This window comes from Rhizobium sp. P2_G2 (assembly GCF_056403555.1).
The window spans coordinates 22,798-43,370 of the sequence record NZ_JBFUFF010000059.1; the positions used below are offsets into that span (position 1 = coordinate 22,798).

General features: G+C 59.2%; 24 protein-coding genes. 10 read left to right on the top strand and 14 right to left on the bottom strand.

The window, feature by feature from the left end; all coding sequences use genetic code 11:
* Positions 1 to 175 precede the first annotated feature (175 nt).
* From AC1D06_RS28600 to AC1D06_RS28610, 3 genes are read left to right on the top strand one after another with little or no spacing between them, the layout of a single operon-like run.
* Positions 176 to 1,675, top strand: coding sequence for a leucyl aminopeptidase (locus AC1D06_RS28600; protein WP_477989241.1), 1,500 nt, complete (start codon positions 176 to 178; stop codon positions 1,673 to 1,675).
* 47 nt (positions 1,676 to 1,722) lie between these two features.
* On the top strand, positions 1,723 to 2,169 hold the full coding sequence (locus tag AC1D06_RS28605; RefSeq protein WP_477989242.1) for a DNA polymerase III subunit chi: 447 nt from the start codon (positions 1,723 to 1,725) through the stop codon (positions 2,167 to 2,169).
* Between the two features lie 5 nt (positions 2,170 to 2,174).
* Complete coding sequence (locus AC1D06_RS28610; RefSeq protein WP_477989244.1) at positions 2,175 to 2,660, top strand: GNAT family N-acetyltransferase; 486 nt, start codon at positions 2,175 to 2,177, stop codon at positions 2,658 to 2,660.
* 31 nt (positions 2,661 to 2,691) lie between these two features.
* Here AC1D06_RS28610 and AC1D06_RS28615 read toward each other — a convergent pair whose 3' ends face one another.
* The 5 genes from AC1D06_RS28615 to AC1D06_RS28635 form a co-directional block, all read right to left on the bottom strand.
* A complete protein-coding gene (locus AC1D06_RS28615; RefSeq protein WP_477989246.1) occupies positions 2,692 to 3,045 on the bottom strand; it encodes a VOC family protein in 354 nt (117 codons plus the stop codon).
* Positions 3,046 to 3,055: 10 nt separating this feature from the next.
* Positions 3,056 to 3,649, bottom strand: a complete 594-nt coding sequence (locus AC1D06_RS28620) for a TadE/TadG family type IV pilus assembly protein (protein ID WP_477876484.1) — start codon at positions 3,647 to 3,649, stop codon at positions 3,056 to 3,058.
* Entirely contained in the window at positions 3,649 to 4,158 is a 510-nt protein-coding gene (locus tag AC1D06_RS28625) for a TadE/TadG family type IV pilus assembly protein (RefSeq protein WP_477989248.1), read from the bottom strand. The genes AC1D06_RS28620 and AC1D06_RS28625 overlap by 1 nt, the downstream gene beginning before the upstream one ends.
* A gap of 9 nt (positions 4,159 to 4,167) precedes the next feature.
* On the bottom strand, positions 4,168 to 5,568 hold the full coding sequence (locus AC1D06_RS28630) for a TadE/TadG family type IV pilus assembly protein (protein ID WP_477989250.1): 1,401 nt from the start codon (positions 5,566 to 5,568) through the stop codon (positions 4,168 to 4,170).
* A gap of 155 nt (positions 5,569 to 5,723) precedes the next feature.
* Complete coding sequence (locus AC1D06_RS28635) at positions 5,724 to 6,650, bottom strand: Gfo/Idh/MocA family protein (protein WP_477876487.1); 927 nt, start codon at positions 6,648 to 6,650, stop codon at positions 5,724 to 5,726.
* A gap of 160 nt (positions 6,651 to 6,810) precedes the next feature.
* On the opposite strand from AC1D06_RS28635, the gene AC1D06_RS28640 reads away from it, so the two are divergent.
* Both AC1D06_RS28640 and AC1D06_RS28645 read left to right on the top strand, forming a co-directional pair.
* On the top strand, positions 6,811 to 7,653 hold the full coding sequence (locus tag AC1D06_RS28640; RefSeq protein WP_477989252.1) for a GNAT family N-acetyltransferase: 843 nt from the start codon (positions 6,811 to 6,813) through the stop codon (positions 7,651 to 7,653).
* Between the two features lie 77 nt (positions 7,654 to 7,730).
* Complete coding sequence (locus AC1D06_RS28645) at positions 7,731 to 8,282, top strand: DUF1269 domain-containing protein (protein ID WP_477876489.1); 552 nt, start codon at positions 7,731 to 7,733, stop codon at positions 8,280 to 8,282.
* A gap of 1 nt (position 8,283) precedes the next feature.
* Here AC1D06_RS28645 and AC1D06_RS28650 read toward each other — a convergent pair whose 3' ends face one another.
* Both AC1D06_RS28650 and AC1D06_RS28655 read right to left on the bottom strand, forming a co-directional pair.
* Positions 8,284 to 9,063 carry a class I SAM-dependent methyltransferase gene (locus tag AC1D06_RS28650; protein WP_477876490.1) on the bottom strand — a complete coding sequence of 260 codons (780 nt, stop codon included), beginning with the start codon at positions 9,061 to 9,063 and terminating at the stop codon, positions 8,284 to 8,286.
* Between the two features lie 213 nt (positions 9,064 to 9,276).
* On the bottom strand, positions 9,277 to 9,507 hold the full coding sequence (locus tag AC1D06_RS28655; protein ID WP_477876491.1) for a hypothetical protein: 231 nt from the start codon (positions 9,505 to 9,507) through the stop codon (positions 9,277 to 9,279).
* Positions 9,508 to 9,532: 25 nt separating this feature from the next.
* Here AC1D06_RS28655 and AC1D06_RS28660 point away from each other — a divergent pair, with 25 nt between their 5' ends.
* Complete coding sequence (locus AC1D06_RS28660; RefSeq protein WP_477876492.1) at positions 9,533 to 10,135, top strand: lysozyme inhibitor LprI family protein; 603 nt, start codon at positions 9,533 to 9,535, stop codon at positions 10,133 to 10,135.
* A gap of 3 nt (positions 10,136 to 10,138) precedes the next feature.
* Here the strand turns inward: AC1D06_RS28660 and AC1D06_RS28665 are convergent, their stop codons facing one another.
* From AC1D06_RS28665 to AC1D06_RS28675, 3 genes are all read right to left on the bottom strand, one after another.
* On the bottom strand, positions 10,139 to 12,010 hold the full coding sequence (locus tag AC1D06_RS28665; protein ID WP_477989254.1) for an ABC-F family ATP-binding cassette domain-containing protein: 1,872 nt from the start codon (positions 12,008 to 12,010) through the stop codon (positions 10,139 to 10,141).
* 277 nt (positions 12,011 to 12,287) lie between these two features.
* Positions 12,288 to 12,539 carry a hypothetical protein gene (locus AC1D06_RS28670; protein WP_477876494.1) on the bottom strand — a complete coding sequence of 84 codons (252 nt, stop codon included), beginning with the start codon at positions 12,537 to 12,539 and terminating at the stop codon, positions 12,288 to 12,290.
* A 366-nt stretch (positions 12,540 to 12,905) separates the two neighbouring features.
* On the bottom strand, positions 12,906 to 13,073 hold the full coding sequence (locus AC1D06_RS28675; RefSeq protein ID WP_477876495.1) for a hypothetical protein: 168 nt from the start codon (positions 13,071 to 13,073) through the stop codon (positions 12,906 to 12,908).
* A gap of 864 nt (positions 13,074 to 13,937) precedes the next feature.
* Between AC1D06_RS28675 and AC1D06_RS28680 the strand changes: the two genes are divergently transcribed.
* Both AC1D06_RS28680 and AC1D06_RS28685 read left to right on the top strand, forming a co-directional pair.
* Positions 13,938 to 14,201 carry a hypothetical protein gene (locus tag AC1D06_RS28680; protein WP_477876496.1) on the top strand — a complete coding sequence of 88 codons (264 nt, stop codon included), beginning with the start codon at positions 13,938 to 13,940 and terminating at the stop codon, positions 14,199 to 14,201.
* A 95-nt stretch (positions 14,202 to 14,296) separates the two neighbouring features.
* Positions 14,297 to 14,548, top strand: a complete 252-nt coding sequence (locus tag AC1D06_RS28685) for a hypothetical protein (RefSeq protein ID WP_477876497.1) — start codon at positions 14,297 to 14,299, stop codon at positions 14,546 to 14,548.
* Between the two features lie 290 nt (positions 14,549 to 14,838).
* On the opposite strand, the gene AC1D06_RS28690 is transcribed toward AC1D06_RS28685, so the two are convergent.
* Positions 14,839 to 15,402 (bottom strand): hypothetical protein, encoded by a 564-nt coding sequence (locus AC1D06_RS28690; protein ID WP_477876498.1) that lies wholly within the window; start codon positions 15,400 to 15,402, stop codon positions 14,839 to 14,841.
* Positions 15,403 to 15,838: 436 nt separating this feature from the next.
* On the opposite strand from AC1D06_RS28690, the gene AC1D06_RS28695 reads away from it, so the two are divergent.
* Positions 15,839 to 16,036: a hypothetical protein gene (locus tag AC1D06_RS28695; protein ID WP_477989257.1), complete on the top strand. Its 198-nt coding sequence runs from the start codon at positions 15,839 to 15,841 to the stop codon at positions 16,034 to 16,036.
* A 176-nt stretch (positions 16,037 to 16,212) separates the two neighbouring features.
* Here the strand turns inward: AC1D06_RS28695 and AC1D06_RS28700 are convergent, their stop codons facing one another.
* Positions 16,213 to 16,722: a DinB family protein gene (locus AC1D06_RS28700; protein WP_477989259.1), complete on the bottom strand. Its 510-nt coding sequence runs from the start codon at positions 16,720 to 16,722 to the stop codon at positions 16,213 to 16,215.
* Between the two features lie 151 nt (positions 16,723 to 16,873).
* Here AC1D06_RS28700 and AC1D06_RS28705 point away from each other — a divergent pair, with 151 nt between their 5' ends.
* Positions 16,874 to 17,566, top strand: coding sequence for a glutathione S-transferase family protein (locus AC1D06_RS28705; protein WP_477989261.1), 693 nt, complete (start codon positions 16,874 to 16,876; stop codon positions 17,564 to 17,566).
* A gap of 9 nt (positions 17,567 to 17,575) precedes the next feature.
* Here AC1D06_RS28705 and AC1D06_RS28710 read toward each other — a convergent pair whose 3' ends face one another.
* Together AC1D06_RS28710 and AC1D06_RS28715 are read right to left on the bottom strand one after the other, a co-directional pair.
* Positions 17,576 to 19,948, bottom strand: a complete 2,373-nt coding sequence (locus tag AC1D06_RS28710; protein WP_477989263.1) for a M23 family metallopeptidase — start codon at positions 19,946 to 19,948, stop codon at positions 17,576 to 17,578.
* Positions 19,949 to 20,125: 177 nt separating this feature from the next.
* Positions 20,126 to 20,573 (bottom strand): hypothetical protein (locus tag AC1D06_RS28715; RefSeq protein ID WP_477989265.1); only part of this gene is annotated, 448 nt, incomplete at its 5' end.

The window sequence follows — 20,573 nt, forward strand, 5'->3', positions numbered from 1 at the left end:
GGAAATTGGACGGGAATTGTCTTTTGGTAAGAAGTGCGCGGCGACCGGGCGTCCATGCGGCGCAATCCCAAGTTTGTTTCGACATTCGGACCGCTTTTTGATCTATCGACGCTTGCAAACTCGTAAGCATTGTTGATGATCGGATTCGCTGATTTCTCATCCTTAGGTGCCTCCCATGCCATCGCCGTTCGAAATTTCTTTTGCGCGCTCTGTCCGTCTGTCGGGTGGAACCGTCGTGGTGCTGAAATTTTCCGACGGTGACGGGATATCCGGTGCGGATGCGATCGGGGCCGGCGAGGCTTTGCAGAAGGCGGCGCGGGTCGCGAAGTTCAAGGCCAAGAAGCTGACGAAGCTCGACCTGATCGCTCCGGGCGAGTCTCCCGCCGATCGCATCGTCGTGCTCGGACTAGGCCCCGCTGCCGAGCTGACTGCGCATGACTGGCTGAAATTCGGCGGCGTGGTTGCCGCCGCGATCGACGGGACCGATCGGGTAACGGTCTATATGGACGTTCCCGGGGGCGCCATCCACGCCAAGGCGACGGCGGATTTCGCTCTCGGCATGTTGTTGCGCAGCTACCGTTTCGACAAGTACAAGACCAGCCATGATGACGGCGACGAGGCAAACAACAATCGCAAGGCAGCGCGCGTAACGCTCGTAACCAGTGGCTCTATTCTCGCTAAGCGTGCTTTCGAGACCGCGCAGGCTGTCGCCACAGGCGTCAACTTCGCCCGCGATCTGGTCAACGAGCCGCCGAACGTGCTTGGACCTTCGGAATTCGCGGCCCGGGTCAGGGAACTTGAGCCGCTGGGCGTCGAAGTCGAGATTCTCACCGACAAGGAGATGCGCCGGCTCGGTATGGGCGCGCTGCTTGGCGTGGCGCAGGGTTCCGTCCGTCCGCCGCGGCTGGTCGTGATGCAGTGGAAGGGGGGCAAGCCGAAGGATAAGCCCTATGCTTTCGTCGGCAAGGGCGTCGTCTTCGACACCGGTGGCATCTCGATCAAACCGGCGGCCAACATGGAGGAGATGAAGGGCGACATGGCGGGCGCCGCTGCCGTCACCGGCCTGATGCAGGTGCTTGCCGCGCGCAAAGCCAAGGTCAATGCGGTGGGCGTGATCGGTATCGTCGAGAACATGCCTGACGGTAATGCCCAGCGTCCGGGCGATATCGTCACCTCGATGTCGGGGCAGACGATCGAGATCATCAACACCGACGCCGAAGGCCGGCTCGTGCTTGCCGATGCCCTCTGGTATGTCAACGACCGTTTCAAGCCCGCCTTCATGATCGATCTGGCGACCCTGACCGGCGCGATCGGCGTCGCACTTGGCGCCTATCACGGCGGCCTGTTCACCAATGACGACACGCTGGCTGCCAACTTGCTGATCTCCGGCATCACGGCGCATGAGCGGCTCTGGCGCATGCCTCTCGGCCGCGAATATGACAAGATGATCGACAGCCGCTTCGCCGACATGAAGAATACCGGCGGCAGCCGCCAGGCGGGCGCCATCACGGCCGCCCAGTTCCTCAAGCGCTTCGTCGGCAACACGCCCTGGGCGCATCTCGATATCGCTTCGATGGCGATGAGCGCACCGAATGACGAGATCAACACGTCCTGGGGCACCGGCTATGGCGTCCGCCTGCTCGATGAGCTAATCAGGAGCTACTACGAGAATTGATTGTCCCCGCAACATAGCGGCGGCCAATGGCAGGTGGACGGAACGCCGTGGACATCCTCTTCTACCATTTGACCGAAACACGGGTCGAGGACGCGCTGCCGGGGTTGCTCGAAAAGAGTGTCGAGCGCAGCTGGCGCGTGGCGGTGCAGACGGTTGACACGGAGCGCTCGACCTTCCTCGACAATCATCTATGGACCTGGCGGCCGGAAAGCTTTCTGCCGCATGGAAAAGCCGGCGAGCCGTTTGAAACTGAGCAACCGATACTCATCGTCAGCGATGACGGCAACTCCAACCGGGCGGATGTCCGCTTCCTCGTCGACGGCGCCGAGCCGCCCGATCTTTCCGCCTACCAGCGCGTGGTTTTCATGTTCGACGGTCATGACGAGACCCAGCTGACGCTGGCGCGCGGCCAATGGAAGAAGCTGAAAGGCGAGGGCCATTCGCTCTCCTACTGGCAGCAGAACCAGGACGGGCGCTGGGAGAAGAAGGCATAGGCGCCATGGCCGGGAATGGGCACCTGCAGGTCAGGCCATACCGGCCTGAAGATGCGCCGCTGTTGGGAGACATCTTCTATCGCGCCGTCCGTGAAGTGGCGTGCCGCAGCTATAGCCGGGACCAGGTCGAGGCATGGGCGATCTTTCCGCCGCCGGCCGAATTTTACGAGCGCAAGGCAGCCGACGGACGCTGCTTGCTACTGGCCACCGATCGCGATGATCGGCCGGTGGCCTACGGCGACGTCGAGCGGTCCGGCCATATCGACCACCTGTTCTGCCTGCCCGAAGCGATCGGCACCGGTGCAGCCTCACGCCTCTACGACCAGCTTGAAGTGCAGGCGCGCGCCTGGAATTTGAAACGCCTGTTCGTCGAGGCAAGCGAATTCGCCCAGCCGTTTTTCGATCACAAGGGTTTCGTTAATCTCGGCCGCAAGCACTTCATCATGCGCGGCGCGCAGATGCACAATTATGATATGGAGAAATTTCTGTAGTCTTGCTGCAGTGCCGAGCGGTTGGACCAACTCAGCCTTCATGTTGGAGAATATTGACCAACCGCCCGAAGGGGTCTTTGACAAAAAAACGCCGCACACCCCATGGCTCGGCGGTGACAGGATAGGTGATCTCGAAACCGGCATCGATCATCCGCCGGTGGATCTCATCGAGATTGTCGACCTCGACGGAAAGGTCCGGCACCGGCGTCCCCGATCCGCCTTCCCGGGCGAAGCTCACCTGTGGCATCATGTTGCCGCCCGCCGCATAGGTGACGATCCAGCCGTGATCCATGACCGGATCCAGGCCGAGAATCTCGCCATAGAACCGTCGCGCCGCGCCCGGATCGGCGGCTTGAAAATTGGCGACGATGCGAAGCACTGCCATCGGCCCGGCCTCAGCTCAGCGTGATCGTGTCCTTGACACGTGGCCGCATGATATAGGTCTTGCTGTAGGAGTAGGATGTGACGCCGGTCACCGGTTTCAGCAGGCTGGAAAACGGCGTGGTCAGTGAATAGGTAGCCTTCACCGCAATCAGTTGCACGCCCGCCTCGGCGATATTGGTGGGGATGGTCACCGGTGAAGCAGAACCCTTGGTGAGCGCCGTGGTGTGATAGGCACGCGCCCAGTTGACCGTGGTGGTGAGATTGGTGGCCACATCCAGCACCGTCATCTGGATCTGCAGGTTGGTACTGTCGAATGGCTGGATGATCGTTGCCGTGCCGGTGACGATCGCGTCGAGATCGGACGTGGTCCATGCCGATTTCTGCGAGACCATATCGCCCAACGTGCTGACGATCTGGTCCATCTTGCGCGACACCATCAGCGCCTGCCCGAAATCGACCGTGCCTGCGAGCAGGCCGACGAGCAGCGGGAAGATCAGCACGAACTCGACCGCCGACACGCCGCGCCGGTCGCGGGCAAGCCTGCCCCAGATCTGCCGCAGGCGGCTCTTTGCACACGTGTTGCGATTATGGAAAAGCTTCGGCATCAGAAGGGCTCGTTCTTGAAGAGTTCGGCCGCGCCCAGCACGTAGCGGCCGTCATTCAGCCGCCCGCCGGCGAACGTGTAGAGCTTCAGCACGGGATCGTAGGGCAGAAAGGCCTGGACGAGCACGTAGTCGCCGGAGCCGCCGATATTGAAGTTTTCGCTCACACTGAGCTGGCCGTTGACGATCGGATTGGTTTTCGACACCGACGACATATCGGTAACGACGACGGCGCGGACCAGCAGGCTGCTGCTGCAGGAAAAAGAATAGCTCAACTGGCCGCACAGCGTGCTCTTGAAGGTCGCAAGGCTCCACGAGGCATTCTTGGCCGTGCCGACACGCACCTGTCGCACTGTCTTGTGGAGCGCTGCATCGAGGCCTGAATCGATGAAGAACATCAGCGCAATCTCGATGATGGCGAAGATCAGCACCATGAAAGGCAGCGCCAGGATAGCGAATTCGATCGCTGCGCTGCCCTTTCTGTTGGTGATGAAACKTCGAAAGATCCGCATGCCGTTGTCCTATTGTGTCAGTCGCACCGACCCGAGATATTGCTGAAAGAGTGAGGAAAGGCCCGATTCGATAGCAGTGGGGTCGGCTGCCGAAATGAACATGTCCGAGCTGGAGGCGCAGTCGCCAAGGGCATAGGGAATGTAAGCCTGGCGCGAGGTCGAGGAGCTGACACCCGTGTGCATCGTTCCTCCCCAGAGCGAGGTGAAGCCGCTGGTCTTCATTGTGGCGCCAACGGTTCCGTTATAACCCCAGTCTGTAGCGATCGACAGATATTCGGTGTAGAGCACGCCAAGCGTCATCCCGGTTCCCTTCAAACCGGCACACCAGCTCGGATTGAGCGGCGAGGTCTTGTACTGGTCCGGGAAATAGGCCGTATTATATTTGACGCAGGTTCCGCTGATTTTCGAGGTGCACTTCCATGTGCCCGTGGGGTTGTTTGTCACCCATGGACGCTGCGATTGGACGCCGTCGGTCATCATCAGCACGAGTTTCAGCGGCTTCGTCGCCGAACTGCCGTCGCCGGCCGTACCGACGAGGCTGGCCAGTGTGGCGAGCGAGGTCTGGAAATCGGTCGTCGTCTGCGACGTGGCGCTGGTCAAGCCCTTGGAATCATCCGTCAGCGTCGATTTTACGGTTGTCATCGAGCTGCTGGGCGCCAGCACCTGGGTTGCATCCGCACCGATCGAATAGAGGCCGACCTTGATGCGTGATTGCGTCGGATCTGCCGCCGTCACCAGGTCCAGGACTTCCTTCGCGGCGCTGACAGCCACATCGGCGCGCAGTTGCACGCCCATGGCCTTGGAAAGTGTATAGTTGTTGGCATAGTAGACGCCATTATAAAGATGGCTTCCGTTTTCCGCGTCATGACATGCAAACACGCACCCGGCGGACGAGTTTTGCATCGTGGTCTGCCCAGAGGACGTCGCTGCGAGCAGCATCGATGCGGACTTATCCAGGACGAGATAAACGTTGAGATAGGATGTCGCGGGTCCCGCCACCGACGTCGCGACGGAGACATTCACCGAATTGATGTTGGCCAGCCCGAGGAAGACCGTCGGTACCACGCCGGTCGCCACCGCGTTGATCGTCCTGTTGGTCTTGCTGATCACCATCGTATCGACCAGCAGCGTGTAGCTGGCCTGGTTGTCGCTGGCCTGCGCGGTGAACCAGTTGCCGACTTCCGTCTTGATCTGTCCCTCGTCGAGACTGTCGACTTTCTTGACCGCAGCAATCAGCGCTACGTCCAGGTCAGCCTGCATCTTCACGCGGACGTTATAGGCGCGGACATAGTCGACGCTGACGCCAAGGCCGACCAGAATCGGCATGGATAGCAAACCAAAGGTGAGCGCAATATTGCCCTCACGATTGCCTGCAAGGCGCGCCAATCCACGGCCCACAACACGGCCCAAGTTCCGGCAATAATTCGATAAGCGGAGAGGCAAGACAGGCTCCGGACGCTAAGCACAACGCCGGGAGGCTAACAGGCAAGGCTTGCGTTTCGGTTAAACGCAGCGCTCCTGGGCGGGGCCTGTCGCCAATTGGCACAGGCCGTCGCCCGACCGGCTCAGTCGTGGAACGCCTCGACCACCTTGCGGCGACCGAGCATGAAAGCATCCGCCACATGTGTCAGCGGCGAGATATCGGCATCCGAAACACCCGCCTTCACAATCTCGGCGAAGCGCCTGTAGAGGTTCGGATATTCCTGTTCCGGCGCCTCGAATTCGAGCTTGTCGCCGAGGAAGAACCGCGCCCCGCCATCGGCGAGCCGCATCTTGCCAGCCTCGGTTTCCGCCTCGATATCCCAGCTCTGCTTGCCGGTCTGGCGCCAGTCGAATACCGCATTCACCGGTAGTTTGTCGGCATTGGAGAAGGTCAGGCTCGCGGCGATCGGTGCATCGCGGTTTGCCGGGAATTCGAGTTCGGCGGCCGTGATGAAAATCGGCTTGGGCAGGATATGCGTGACGATCGACAGCGCATTGATGCCCGGATCGAACACGCCGAGACCGCCCGGCTCCCAGATCCAGGCCTGGCCCGGATGCCAGTGGCGTACGTCTTCCTTCCAGGTCACGGTCATGGATTTGATCGGCGAAGCGGCCAGCCACGCCTTGGCCCGCTCGACGGCGGGCGCATAGCGCGAATGCCAGCTGGCAAACAGCGACACTTTCTTGGCATCGGCCATCCGCTGCAGGTCCTCGACTTCGGAAATCGTCGCACCCGGCGGCTTTTCGAGGAAGACATGCTTGCCGGCGGCGAGCGCTTCGGCGGCGGCCTCGTAGCGGAATTGCGGCGGCATGCAGAGCGACACGGCGTCGATCTCCGGATGGGCGGCGAGCATTTCGCCGATCGTCTTATGGGCCGGAACGCCGTCGACCGTGCCGTGACGRCTGGCCGTCGCCACCAGTTCGAAATCCGGATTCTTTGCGATCGACGGCAGGTGCTGATCGCGGACGATCTTGCCGACGCCGACGATACCGAGCTTGATGGGGGCCATGTCTCTCTCCCAAAAGTATGATTATTGTTGGCGATGTTTAGCAGAACATTGAATTTCGGCAAGCGGTCGAATGCATGAAAATCGGCGCAGCCCTGGCAGAGGCTCTGGCATTCTTACTGGCAGTATGGTCGTTTGAGCGTCATCGGCAAGGGTGGCATCGATGCAGGATTATCGGATAAGGCAGGCAACGGCGGACGAAGTCGCGACCATGATCGAATGGGCGGCGCGGGAAGGCTGGAATCCCGGCCACGACGATCTCGTTCCATTCCGCCTGTCCGATCCCGAAGGATATTGGGTGGGGGAGGCTGAGGGGCGCATGACCGCAGCGATCTCGCTCGTGCACCATCAATCAGGCTATGCCTTTCTCGGATTTTACATCGTCGATCCCGCCTATCGCGGGCGAAGCATGGGCTACAGCCTGTGGCGATCGGTGCTTGAGCGTAGCGGGGCGCGTGCAATCGGGCTCGACGGCGTCGTCGCCCAGCAGGCCAACTACCGGAAGTCCGGCTTTGTCTACGCCCATGCCAACTGGCGCTTTGGTGGTGTGATCGGGCAGGGTGCCGCTGATCCCGATTTTGCCACCATCACACCCATTCACCAGAAAGCGGTCCTGGCCTATGACGCCGCCATGAATCCCTCGGCTCGGCCACGGTTCGCCGCGGCCTGGTACACGGACACGGCGACACGCCACAGTGCCTGCCTGATCCGCGATGGCAAAATCGCCGCGTTGGGCACGATCCGCGCTTGCCGCGAGGGTCATAAGGTCGGCCCGCTCTTTGCCGACGACGAGGCGACTGCGGAGCGGCTCTTCCTCCATCTTGTCCATCTGGCCGGCGGCGGCACGATCTATCTCGATATCCCCGAGCCGAATGCGGCAGCCCGTGCACTTTCGGAACGTCACGGCATGACGAGCGTCTTTGAGACTGCGCGCATGTATCGTGGCGACGCGCCGGCGCTGCCGCTTGCAAAGATTTTCGGCATCACCACGTTTGAGCTGGGGTGAGAGCGCCGGCTATTGTCGCACAGCTTTCATCATCGTTTCATATGCCTCGATCAGCGATCGGCAAAAGGAGAGAGCCAATGTCCGAACTCATCGTCTTCGGTTATGAAAGCCAGCAGCAGGCAGAGGCAGCGCGCACAGGCCTCTTCAAGCTCTCCAAGGAATATCTCGTTACTGTCAGCGACGCCGTGGTCGCCACCGCCGAAGAGGATGGCCAGATCAAGCTGCACCAGATGGTCAATCTCTGGGCGGTGGGGGCCAGCGGTGGTGCCTTCTGGGGCTTGCTCGCCGGCATCCTGTTCTTCAATCCACTGATCGGCGTGGCGGCAGGTGCCGCCTCCGGCGCGCTCGCCGGTGCGCTTTCGGACTACGGCATCAATGACGATTTCATGCGCGATGTCGGCTCAGTGCTGCGGCCGGGCCAGGCGGCACTCTTCGTGCTTGCCGACCGCGCCAGTTCTGATCGGGTGATCGAAGCCATGGCGGGCTATGGCGGCACCATATTGCGCACCAATCTCGACCGCACGCAGGAGCAACGCCTGCACGAGATCTTCGATCATGCCCGCAAGAGCGCCATCTCCACCGGCCAACCGGCCGCGACGGACGACAAGAGCTGGTCGGGCGGAGCCTGATCTATTCGATCACGCACCACGCCTGCGCCGCATTGTGCGGATCGGTCCTGAGGCGGAGATTGTGGATGCCCAGCACTTCGTGCAGCGCCACGGTCTCGCCCGGGAAGAGCGGATAATTGAGCTCGTCGAAGGCGAGGATCGCGCCCTTCGGCATGCGCGGGATAATCCGCTCCAGCACGTGCTTCGTCGGCTGGTAGACATCCATGTCGAAGATCGCCATGGCGACGACGGTGCTGGGATTGGCTTCCAGCCAGGTGTCGAACGTCTTCGTCACGTCGCCCTTCACCAGTTCGAACTTGCGCTTGTGGTTGATCGGCGAATAGGCCTCGTGGGCATCGAGCAGTTCGGCGAGCGTCTGCTCATAGTCCTCAGGCGTGCTGAAATCGCCCGCTTCCCAGCCCTGTGCTTTTTCGGCTTCGGTGAGTTCGCTGTTGAAGCCGGAAAACGTGTCGAAGCCGATGATCCGGCGCAGGAAATTATAGGGTTCGTGGATACCGCGCAGATTGGCGAGCAGTGACAGGGTCGCGCCATAGAGCACGCCGAATTCGCAGATCACGCCGGTATTGCCGACGATCTGCCGGTAAAGATTGTCGAAATAGAGGATGCGCGAGATCGACAACCGGTCGGAGAACAACAGCGAATTGTTGAGGTTCCAGATCGGTGTCGGCAACTGACCGCCGATCCGGTCATGCAGATCACGCAGCCGCTGCTGCCGCGGTGTGTTGACCCCGCTCGATCCCGTCTTGTCATGCGTCGACGCGGCAGGCTTTTCGGCTGTCATGGTTCCGTCCGGTGTCAATGATTCCCTGCGGCCACAATAGCTTTGCGGGCGGGGTTTGTCGAACTGGCGGGCACCGTGTTCAAGCCTTGGCCTGCTGTCGGAACAGATCAAGCTCTGCGGACAACAAAAGCTGGTCGAGCGGTGCATAATAAGGCATGATTGCCTCTTGCCGCGAATATTCCGGCCTTCGGCGACGTCCATCTGAACGCTGGCTCACTGTTGCGAACTGCCGAAGGCATGTCCGTGCTGGACAGGTGTTTGCCGGCGACGCTTGACCGTAATAACATTGCCAAGCGGCCAGTTGGATTTTGCATTTGGGAAGATTGTCATGTGGATGCGGATATCAGTGTTTTTGTCGGCGGCATTTTTGTGCGGCCAGGCGCAAGCGGCCAGCTTCGACTGCGGCAAGGCTGCAAGCGCGGACGAAATCGCTATTTGCGCCAATCCATCGCTGCTGCAGGCGGACGACATGGTGAACCAGGCCTATCTGGCCGCGGTTCATGCGGCAGGCAAGCGCACCGCTCGTGCCAAGGCCCAGGAGATGCTTGCCAAACGAAAAGCCTGCGGCAGCGACGTCAAATGCATTGCCGATATCCAGAACCAGACGCTACAGGAACTGCAGTCGATCGCCCAGGATGACAGTTCCCCACTGCCTGATGCAGAAGACATTCTCTACTACGGCTCACGGGCAGGGATGGAAGTCACGGTTCGCAGCCGCCAGGGCATCGGTACGCAGCATGCCGTGATCGTCACCGAGCACACGCTTGCCAATGCGGAGAACTTCTGCCGCGAATATGAGATGACCACCGATCCAGAATGCGTCAAGCAGGAACTGAAGCAGGAGCTGCAACTGACGATCACCGCCGATTGCAACGCAGGCACGTTCACAACGTTTTACGGCGCCCAATATGTGTTTCAAGGACGGCGCAAGTCTGCCGACACCGCGTCGAACACCGACTATGTGCTGCGCGAGACAGATGACAACGACAATTCAGAACTCGACGGCAGCACGGCAAGCGGCTACGACGTCGCCATCGACCAGTTCAAGGCGCTCTGCCCGAATCGGTTCTGATGTTTAGCTTGCCGCCGTCTCCAACTCCTGTGAAAGCTGCAGCCACTCCTCCTCGGTATCGGCCAGCTTCTTTCCAGCATTGGCGCGTGCGACAGTCAGTTCGGTGACGCGGTTGGGGTTCCTGGCGAAAATCGCCGGGTCCGCAAGCTCGGTGTCGATGCCCTGGATCAGTCGTTCGATCCGGCTCATCAGTGACTGTAGTTCGTCCACCTTCTTCTTGAGCAAGCTCGGATTGGTGCGCCGCGCCGGATCAGCCTTGACCGGTTCGGCCGCTGGGGCAGCCGCCTCTTCCTTTTTCTTCGCCTTCCTGCCCGCACCGACGACGAGGTCGCGATATTCGTCCAGGTCGCCATCGAACGGTTTTACGGTGCCGTCCTTGACGATCCAGAGCCGGTCGACGGTCGCCTCGATCAGGTGCCGGTCATGGGCGATGAGGATGACGGCGCCGGAATAATCGTTCAGCGCTTCGATCAAAGCCCGGCGGCTATCCATGTCGAGATGGTTGGTCGGTTCGTCGAGGATCAGGAGATTCGGCGCGTCGAAAGCGGCAAGACCCATCAACAGCCGGGCCTTCTCGCCGCCGGACAGGTCCTTGGCCGGCGTATCCATCTTGGCGGTCGAAAGCCCCATCTGCGCCACCCGCGCCCTGACCTTTGCCTCCGGATCGGTCGGCATCAGTCTGCGCACATGCGCGACAGCGCTTTCTTCCGGCATCAGGTCGTCGATCTGGTGCTGGGCAAAGAAACCCACTTTCAAGCCCGGCGCCACAGTCAACCGACCAGCCTCCGGCTTCAAACGTCCCGAGATGAATTTGGCGAAGGTAGATTTGCCGTTGCCGTTCGAACCGAGCAGCGCAATGCGGTCGTCCGTGTCGATGCGAAGCGACATGCCCTTGAGGATCGGCTTGCCGGCCGTATAGCCTACCGAACCGCCATCGACGGTGATGATCGGCGAAGCCGCTTCCTTCTTCGGATCTGGAAACCTGAAACCTTGCACATGGTCGATGACCACCGCTGCGACCGTCCCCATGCGCTCCAGTGCCTTGATGCGGCTCTGTGCCTGCTTGGCCTTGGTCGCTTTGGCGCGGAAGCGGTCGACAAAGCTTTGCAGGTGTTTTCGCGCCGCATCATTCTTGGCCTTGGCCTTCATCTGCAGCTCTTCGGCCTCCGCCTTCTGCCGCTCGAAACTGTCATAGGTGCCGCGGTAGAAAGTGAGCTTCTTTTGGTCCAGATGCACGATCGCATTGACCGCAGAATTCAGCATGTCGCGATCGTGGCTGATGACCATGACCGTGTGCGGGTAGCGTTTGATATAGTCCTCGAGCCAGAGCGTGCCTTCGAGGTCGAGATAGTTGGTCGGCTCGTCGAGTAGGAGAAGATCGGGCTCGGAGAACAGCACGGCGGCGAGTGCCACGCGCATCCGCCAGCCGCCGGAAAAACTTTTGACCGGCCGCTGTTGTGCGGCCTCATCAAAACCAAGGCCGGCGAGGATCGAGGCGGCGCGCGCCTCGGCCGAATAGGCGTCGATATCGGCAAGCCTGATCTGGATTTCGGCTATGCGGTGCGGATCTGTGGCCGTCTCGGCTTCGCTGAGCAGCGCAGCACGCTCCTTGTCGGCGGCAAGCACGATTTCGATCAGTGATTCATCCGTGCCTGGCGCTTCCTGCGCCACCTGGCCGATGCGCGCCTGCTTGGGGATCTGCACGGAGCCGGTCTCCGGCGCCATTTCGCCGGTGATGATCCTGAACAGCGTGGATTTACCCGCGCCGTTGCGGCCAACGAGCCCAGCCTTCGTGCCCGCTGGAAGCGTGACACTGGCATGGTCGATGAGGAGGCGGCCGGCAATGCGGGCCGAAAGTTCGGTAATGGTGATCATGCCCGCGCCTTTAGCCTAAAATCCGGCGGGAGGGAAGTTTCAAGCTGCGGTGCAGCATGTTCGGCTGACGCTCATTTCTCCATCGGATGATCTGACATCAGGAGGCTGGCGTTTCCGGGTGGAATACAGGAGTGAAACTACCCCGTCCTGCGGCGTGAAAAAGCCCACCGCCTGGAGGGGCCAGGGGGTGGGCTTCTCGCACCACTCGGCTTTGGGGGGACAAGATGCCGAGCTTCAACTTGACAGCCTAACGACCCAAAGTTCCGAAGGTTCCGCACTAACCGGCCAGGGCAGTTTTTGTCTCGAAGAAGAAGGTGCTTTCCCATTCGGGATTGATGGTGCAGAGCTGGTTGATGGTCGCAACCTGCTCCAAGGTAGGCCCGCCGCCGCTGTTTTCCAGCAAAATCATGACGCAGCCCTTGCTCCGCGACGCCTGAGCGGCACTCGGATAGAGCATGCCTGTGTCGGTCATGTCGAAATCGTAGACGGCGGGCACGATCCCGCCTTTGAGATAGAATTGGAAGTTCATCTTCCGCCCCGCATCTTATTCCGCCAGGCTCATAAACGTTTGAGAGTCTGCAGGGTTCCTGACAATTGTCAAAAAAAATGAAAGGGGGCGTGCTTGGGGAGGAGGCGACGGGCTGCCCTCACACCGATGAGGCCGGTCTGGATTCCTGGCAACCGCAAAAAAGCGGCCCGCGCCGCGAACCTGGCACGGGCCGAAACTGATCCCAGCACAGACGAAACAAGCCGCACCGATGGAGGAGAACAGAATTATTATTCCGCTCTTCCACGTTGGTTCCGTCCGTATATCACGCAATGCGTGTATTTTATTGAATTTGCTGATTCTTCTGAGGTCAGGATTTCGGATGCTAAGTTAGGGTCGGTTGACGCTTCATGCAAGGGCGGTCGGTTCTGATGCAGCCATCTCGGCCTGAAAACTTAGATTCATTCCCTCTTCAGAGGTGAGGAAGGGCTTTGAATCTCCACGGTCGGATTGCAGTTTTTCAGCATCGCGTTCACAGGCGAGCGAACGGAAGCCAGTCTTCACCGCGTCATCCACTGCAATGGGTCTCCGACCCGAGAGCAGGTATTGAAGACTAATTTCCGCTGAAAATCGGGCAAAACATGCTCATTCTTGCCGTTTGTTAAATAATGGAAACTTAAAATAGCTGTGAGTGTTGCAGAAATGATTCTATGCACTGAGTCGCGAAGCAGATAACGTCAAGCTTACTCCAGTCTGTAAGAGGGCTCCGGAGCCTTTGTTAAGGGGGAGGCAGGCGGGCCTCCCCCTCTCTATTCTCAGATCTGTTGTGGAAAGATCTCAGAATAGGCAATTTCACCTATCCCTAAAACATTGCGCAAAACTGTCTGAAGCTTCATATCCATATGCATAGCGCGCTGTGCAGGGACAGAGGTGCGCTGCGTAAGAGGGGAGGCTTGAGGTCCGCCGAGCCTCCCTTCGTCGCGAGATCTCCGTGCCATCAAATCTTAGCTGCGACGAAGAAATTCGAGAACAGTCCTGTGATTGGCCGAGTGTCGCTTCGAGCGAGCAAAAATGCTGCCCCGCACTCTGTATTTCGCGTCAGAAAACTTCAGCTGGATAAATTTCATCCGCCGTGCCGAGCAGATCGCTCAAGCCGCCATAATCGGAAAAAGGTCAGGGACCTCACAAAAATCCCCCGACACCGTCATGGCGTCGGGGGAATTTGTCTAGCATGCAACGGATTTGCGGGGCCGTTACAGTTTTCTAATTTGAGGTGTTTTACATTTAAGTCAAATACGATCCGATATTTACGTTAATTTCAAAAATCTGTGCGCAGTGGCGAGCGAAATCATAAGCGAATGTCGGCATCTTCGTGAAGGTTATCCCGCATTGGCAGCGGTTTGGCTTCTGCAATACATCGCTCGCTTGAAAGAGGCGAGCATGACCATCGATGTTTGCTCAATTGTTGCCGACGAGGTGGCGAATGTGCCTTCTCGGATGAAGCCGTTCATCGAAGATAGATGCGTCGATGGCCAACACGCCGTCGACGATCAGGACGAGCATCTTAAAATCTTTTATCGATTAATTTTCGCTCTGAAGCGGATTCATATCCAGCGCATTAACCATTTCCGTCAACAATCGCGTAACCTGTTGGCGAATGGAAATTCGGAATGCTGTACCTGGTTCTATGCTCCGTCACTCTGACTGCGATCAACCTCTGCTATATTATCAGAAAACACCGGATGTTGGACGTTGAAATCCAAAAGGGTGTTGAGCAGAGGCTCTCCGCGAGCGCTTCCATGATCGAACTCGCCGAGTTGAGGGAAGAGCGCATGGTTACGCGCAACCTTCTGCGGGACATTTTGGAAAATGAAGCGCTTATCAAGCACGCGACGGCAATGCCTGATGACGAGAGAGTGGTGCTGCTAAAGTATCGCAAGGACCGCAGGTTTGAACTTTTCGGCGAGACGCTTGCTGTGCTGGGAGAGATGAAGCCGGCGGACGTGAAGTGGCGCAAGGATGCCCGCGTCGGCTGGAGCGCAGCAAAATGAATTCGTAAGGCAGAGCCTTCAAGGCTGCCGTCAAGGCTATCGCCAAATCCATCAATGACACACGGAACAAGCTGCCGGAAGCCAGAGCCTGGCAGGCCTTCATCAAGGCTGGTGAGGACGCCGGCATCGATATTGAGAAGGCGGTATCTGACACGCTCGTGCGTTGAGGCGTGTTGGGTGATGACAGCCAGATCGTTGACATAAGGCTAAAATGAGCAACCCCAGGGAGCATGCCCCCGGGGTTGGTAGCTGTTAAATTGAAACTAGCCAAAGCTACTCAATGCAATGGTTCATTCAGGCAGTGAATTTTCCTGCTGCACAGGTGGATGCCAGCGGTTCGGGCTGTCGATATCCTTGGCGTCGGGAAGGTCTGAACCGGGGTTGTCGAATTTGCCGTTCGCAATGTCGTCCAACGTAACCGGGCAGTGATCGCCGCAGCTCGGCGTTGCGTTCTCGAAATAGCCATCTCTGGGAACTTCGACCGGCTTGATGTTAAGCGGCATGAGCAACGGCAGGACAATGCCGGCAGTCGTGTTGGCCCCGGTGTTCTCATGAGTCGTGTCATTGTCGGTCATCATCTCGCCGCTGCGATTGTTGCTGGGCGACGAAGATACTGCCACTTGAATCTTGACCTTGCCGAGTTCGTGAAAGCCGTTGTGCACGTCCTTGGACGCCTGCTGAACAACCTTCGTTGCCTGCTTCGTAATCCTCGGAATGTTCGGGATTTTTACGTGCACGGCGCGATCAACGCCRCAGCCCAACATGCCGCAAGCATGGGCGGAAATGCTGAGCGACAGCGCGATTGAGGTGGCAATGGCCGTCGTGCCGGCCAGTTTACGCAGAATGAGTAACATGGAATCCTCCCAAAGGGTCCATACGGGGTTACCGATAAGAAGGCAGTCGGCAGCCACGCGTTGTCCCATTTTTGTCCGCGTACGCTGAAAATTGCCGAGCAGCCGAATTAGTTCCCGCCGGATTTATGAATTTTTTGTAACAATCCGGTTGGATTTACGAATCGTGAATTTGGCCGCCTCGAAGAGCTTTCGCATATGCTGCCTGCGCTCGYCTTTCCACCTCACCGCCCTGTCGTGAAACTCTCAAGCGACGTTTACAGGCGTTTCAAGGACTATCCTGATGGTCGGCTCTTCAAATTCCACGGAAAGCCCATGCTGAGACCTGAGACGGGTGTGAGAGGCGTTCGTCGGCGGGCAGGGCTGGATGAAGCGGTCACGCTCTATTCGATCCGGCACACTTGTGCCCGCTGGATGCGTATGGAGGGTGTCGATACGGATGGAGATTGCCAACCAACTCGGCCATCGCCGCCTCGGGTTCGAGATGACCATGCGGTACGCGCCACATGCGCCGGATTATCTTTCTAAGAGTCTGTCCGGAAGCAACCCACTGAAATCGCTTGGAAATCCCAATCCAGTTCCCGAATTTTTCAGTCGCCTCGACCAGAAAAATACACAATATCAGCAAGTTAGATGATTTGAGGCGAATTCTCTAAAAACGGTAAGCGACTGAATTCAAAAAGAAAACGTCCCGGACGGACTCTAAGGCTGCGGCGACGCTTGAGAACCTATGTCGCGCTGCCTTTTTTTGACCAGTGTGCGCCAAAAGCGCGCCAGTGACGGTTTTGCCGAACCGACCACTGGCGCGGAATTTCAAAGCCACCGCTGGCCGGCAACACGCTGGAAAGCCACTAGGTCGAGTGTGATTGAAGGCTTGCCCAGCGCAGTCAAAATCATATGGCACTGCCCCCTGTGATGGGTCTGGTGGTTGAAGAAATGAAAAACGGCAGAGCCGAGCTTCTGCGTCACCGGCTCGGGCGTGCTGATCGGCGTATAGGTGAAATTCTCGCCGAACATACTTTCATCAACGCTATCGATCCATGCGCTGATGCGGGCGTCCTCGGCGTCGCGTGCCTGCTTGAGCGCTGAAAGTTCCGGGARAAGCACGGTGTTGAGCGMCTTGGGCGCTTCGCCCTCGCCGGTGAAGCGGCGCATCCAGATGCGGTCGGCGCAGAGGAGGTGATTGAGCGTGCCCATCATCGAGCCGAAGAAGGCGCCCTTGCTGGCGTTGAACTCTTCGGGCGACAAGTCATCTGCCGCGGCATAGACGACGCCGTTCGCCCAGCTGTTATAGGCGGCAAACATCTGGAAATCGGTTTTCATGACAAATTCCTTGACGGGTTTTGGCGGCATTCATTCATGCCTTTGCGGCCGGATCAATCGACTTTTCCAGATGGTTTGCATGACATTTTTTGAATTGCCGAAACAGCGCCTTTGCGCTCAACTATCGCGCACGAACGATCAGGAGGCGGTGATGGCGAGAGTGCTTTATACTTTGTGTGGTGCCGATGCGGCGCGGCGGTTTTCCCCGCATTCCTGGAAGATCGTCATGGCGCTGCATCACAAGGGGCTGGAGTTCGAGGAGCGGCCGACGCCGTTTACCGAGATTCCGAAGATCGAGGGCGGTTTTTCGCCCACGGTGCCGGTGCTCGACGACAATGGGCGCCTGGTCCGCGACAGTTTCGACATCGCGGTTTACCTGGAGGAGACCTATCCCGACCGTCCCAGTCTCTTCGGCGGCGAGGGCGGCAAGTCGCTGAGCCGCGGCATCGAAGGCTATACGCAGTTCGTCGTCCAGGCGGCGCTGATGCGGATCATCGTCAAGGATATCCATGACGTGCTGGCGCCTGAGGACCAGGCCTACTTTCGCAAAAGCCGCGAGGTGCGTCTCGGCCGCACACTGGAGGAGATCTCCGGCGATTGGGAGAACGAGGCGGCCGCCTTCGCCGCCAAGCTCGAGCCTATGCGGCATGTGCTGCGCTTTCAGAAATATCTCGGCGGCGACGGCCCGCTCTTCGCCGACTATATCCTGTTCGGCGCGCTGCAATGGGCTCGCGTCGCCTCGCCGAAGCCGCTGCTCAAGGCCGACGATCCGGTCAGCGACTGGTTCCAGCGCTGCCTCGACCTGCATGGCGGGCTGCCTCGGACGGTAAAGGCTGCGGCGTAGCGGGCACCTTTATCCCGATGCGGTGATGGCGAGCTTGAGGATCTGCTCAATGTAGCCCTTGTAGGCGACATAGTCCGCAGGTGGTGCGATCGGTACCTTCTGCGGTGCCTGGTCGGCTTCGTCCTCGGCCGTCTTGGCGACTTTTCGTCCCATGACCCGCGCCGTCCAGGCATTGATATCGTTGACGGTCATGCCGTTGAGATGCGGATTGGCCTTCATCACGTCGGCGCCGACAATGGTGGAGACGAGCGCCGTCCCCGACGAACTCAGGATCAGGTCGGCCCCGCCCGGACCGAGGAAATGGGCGAGATAGAGATGTGCTGCCGTGATCGGATGGCCGCGGGATTTCAGATAATCCTCGTTTTCGCGTGCCAGATTGCCGAGCATTTCACGCGAGATCGTCGGATCGGTCCTGAGCGCCAGCACCTGCGCCCTGGACAGGCTGCTCATCAGTTCCGGCCGATACGAGCTGATCATCCGGATCCAGGTCGAATCGATGAACTGGCCAAGACCTGTCGCGGAGGAGCGTGGGTTCTTCGCATCGCTCTTGCCGCCGCTTTCGACATGAATGATCCGGTTGATCAGGTCCTGGACCGCCTGCGCATCGTTGCCGACTTCGGCGACGTTCATCTGCAGGGGATCGACGGCCTGGCCGTTGCGATAGGCTTCGAAGTGCAGATGTGGGCCGGTTGAATGACCGCTGGTGCCGACATAGCCGATCAGGTCGCCGGCCTTGACCTTCATTCCCACCTTCAGGCCGGTCGCAAACGCGGAAAGATGCGCATAGCTGGTTTCGAAATGCCTGGCATGATCGAGCTGGATATAGTTGCCGAGATTGCCCTTGTCGCCAACGAATTCGACGGTACCGGCATAGGCCGCCCGCACCGGCGTACCGATCGGCGCCGTCCAATCGACGCCCTTGTTCAACAGCACCTTCTTCAGCACCGGATTCAGCCTTGGGCCGAAGGCCGAGGTCATGACGCCTTCGACCGGCATGACCATGCCGTTCTGCGCCGTGGTCGCATTCGTGGTGCCATTCTCGTTGAAACAGCCGAAATTATGCGTGTCGGTGAGCAGCGTTACGTAGCATTTGATCGAACTGTCTGCCCTGTCGATGCTGATATAGAGCATGTTGGTCCGGTTGCCGTCCTGTTCGCGCGGCGAGGCGGCGTAAAGCAGCGTTACCCAGTCTGATTCATTGGCATATTCGGCAAGGTCATAACTCTTGGAAAGCTGCATGATCGCCTCGCCGGCGATACGGGTGCCGATGCCGTTGCGGATCGCCGCCGAATAGACACCGTCGATCAGCCGGTACTTCTGCACCACTTGCGGCTGGTCCTCGGGCTTCTTCACCGCCGACAGGTCCTTGTCCGCCCAGGGATCGACCGAAGGCATGAAGGTGCCGTCCTGGCTGGCGGCGAGCGCGCCGATATATTTGCCCGGCTCGTAAAGGGCGATCTGCACCAGCCGGCTTTTTCCGGTGCCCGCACCGGGTTGCTGGGCAAAGCGTAGCGCCACCACGGAACCGGCTGTCAGTTGGGTCAAGGAAAACTGCGTCGAAACCGCGTCGCCGGCAAACTTGGCGATCACCGGATTGATATCGCTCTTGGTGAGGAAATCGGTGAGTTCGACATCGCCGGTGACCTGCAGGATGCGATCGGTCGTGGCGCGCTGGCGGCTTGCCTCCGGGATGACATAGGCGGTCGAGACATTGTCCTCGATGGCAGTCTTCTTCCACTTGCTCTCGCCGGGGGCCAGGTTGGAACCGTTGAGTTCGCCCCAATCGTCACGGTCGGTGCCGGCATCGGTGGCGTTTGTCGAGATCTGCTCGGCTTTTGCGGTCGGCTGCTCGCCGGCGTCGTCCGTCCTGGTGTCCTTGGCGATATGGGCAAAGGATTTTGAGTCAGGCTGGACAGGCTGCGGTCTAGCGACTTTCTGGGCTTCGAAGAAGGCGAAATCGCGCTGTGTTGACGGTATTTTCAGCATCAGCTGGGTGCTGGTCGGCAGGATGCGTTCATGCAGCACCGCGACACTGCCGTCGACGCCATATTTCGCCAGATCGGCCGGCGCGGCATACCAGCGCAGCCGCGAGGACGCCGTTGCATCATCGGGAAGCTCGATCCTCAGCGGCGAGCCGGCGAGATCGATGATTTCGGGCGCGTAAGCCGCGAGCATCTCGGCTTCGGAGGGTTGGTTGTCATCCGTCACGTCGCTGTCTGTTGCTTGCCCACGCCAGGCGAAATAGCCGTAAAGCCCGCCCGAGCAGACGATCGCCGCGAGCATGACAAGCGTCAACCGCCGCCAGAATCGCGTCCTGCGCGATTTGCGGATCTCGCTTCTCCTGATGCTGAAACTGTCGTCGATCCTGTGCATCGCAGCCATAGCGAGACGTGGAAAATAACGAGCCGATCGCGCGGTCTACCGGTATTTCCAAGCTTATGCAGTAATCCAGGTTACAGCATGTGCATGCATTGTCGAGTAGATACTTATCCAAGGCCGATAGGTAAATCCCGTAGAGTAGGTTTTGCCCTTTTGCCTTTCCAGTCAGGTTGCCGGATGCTATGTTCGATTGGCATTCTGTGTCGCCTTACTGAGGAAATCATGGTGGAGGGGCGTATGATACGCATTGGAATGGTACTTGCCGCCGCACTCTTGGCCGCTGGCTGCACGACGACGCCGGCGAAGGCGCCCGAAGGGCCTGCGCTTGTAGGAAAGGTCAAATCCCAGCCTGGCAACTGCTACTATAAGGATGCATCGGGGAAACTCTTCATCTCCCCATGTAAGTAAGTGCCTTCGCTGTCGGCGCACCTTGCGTGAAAAAACGAGTGGAGTGGCGAACGGCAAGATTTTGCCGGGCAGTTGGCGAATAATATCGTCGATCGCCACGTCTACGATATGCAGTACGCCGTCGGCCGCAGGGCCGTGCGACCGCAGAAGCGTGGTCGGTTTTTGTAGTTGAAAACCAAGGACACCCGGATAGGGTGGAGCGACGTCACAAACCCGTGAC

Bases quoted from the DNA above. Each gene is read 5' to 3' on its own strand.
- AC1D06_RS28680 (WP_477876496.1), top strand. From the start codon at position 13,938: ATGACCATCGATGTTTGCTCAATTGTTGCCGACGAGGTGGCGAATGTG.
- AC1D06_RS28660 (WP_477876492.1), top strand. From the start codon at position 9,533: ATGGTGAACCAGGCCTATCTGGCCGCGGTTCATGCGGCAGGCAAGCGC.
- AC1D06_RS28640 (WP_477989252.1), top strand. From the start codon at position 6,811: ATGCAGGATTATCGGATAAGGCAGGCAACGGCGGACGAAGTCGCGACC.
- AC1D06_RS28620 (WP_477876484.1), bottom strand. From the start codon at position 3,649: ATGCCGAAGCTTTTCCATAATCGCAACACGTGTGCAAAGAGCCGCCTG.
- AC1D06_RS28710 (WP_477989263.1), bottom strand. From the start codon at position 19,948: ATGGCTGCGATGCACAGGATCGACGACAGTTTCAGCATCAGGAGAAGC.
- AC1D06_RS28695 (WP_477989257.1), top strand. From the start codon at position 15,839: ATGGAGATTGCCAACCAACTCGGCCATCGCCGCCTCGGGTTCGAGATG.
- AC1D06_RS28645 (WP_477876489.1), top strand. From the start codon at position 7,731: ATGTCCGAACTCATCGTCTTCGGTTATGAAAGCCAGCAGCAGGCAGAG.
- AC1D06_RS28670 (WP_477876494.1), bottom strand. From the start codon at position 12,539: ATGAACTTCCAATTCTATCTCAAAGGCGGGATCGTGCCCGCCGTCTAC.
- AC1D06_RS28685 (WP_477876497.1), top strand. From the start codon at position 14,297: ATGATCGAACTCGCCGAGTTGAGGGAAGAGCGCATGGTTACGCGCAAC.
- AC1D06_RS28615 (WP_477989246.1), bottom strand. From the start codon at position 3,045: ATGGCAGTGCTTCGCATCGTCGCCAATTTTCAAGCCGCCGATCCGGGC.
- AC1D06_RS28665 (WP_477989254.1), bottom strand. From the start codon at position 12,010: ATGATCACCATTACCGAACTTTCGGCCCGCATTGCCGGCCGCCTCCTC.
- AC1D06_RS28610 (WP_477989244.1), top strand. From the start codon at position 2,175: ATGGCCGGGAATGGGCACCTGCAGGTCAGGCCATACCGGCCTGAAGAT.
- AC1D06_RS28650 (WP_477876490.1), bottom strand. From the start codon at position 9,063: ATGACAGCCGAAAAGCCTGCCGCGTCGACGCATGACAAGACGGGATCG.
- AC1D06_RS28705 (WP_477989261.1), top strand. From the start codon at position 16,874: ATGGCGAGAGTGCTTTATACTTTGTGTGGTGCCGATGCGGCGCGGCGG.
- AC1D06_RS28600 (WP_477989241.1), top strand. From the start codon at position 176: ATGCCATCGCCGTTCGAAATTTCTTTTGCGCGCTCTGTCCGTCTGTCG.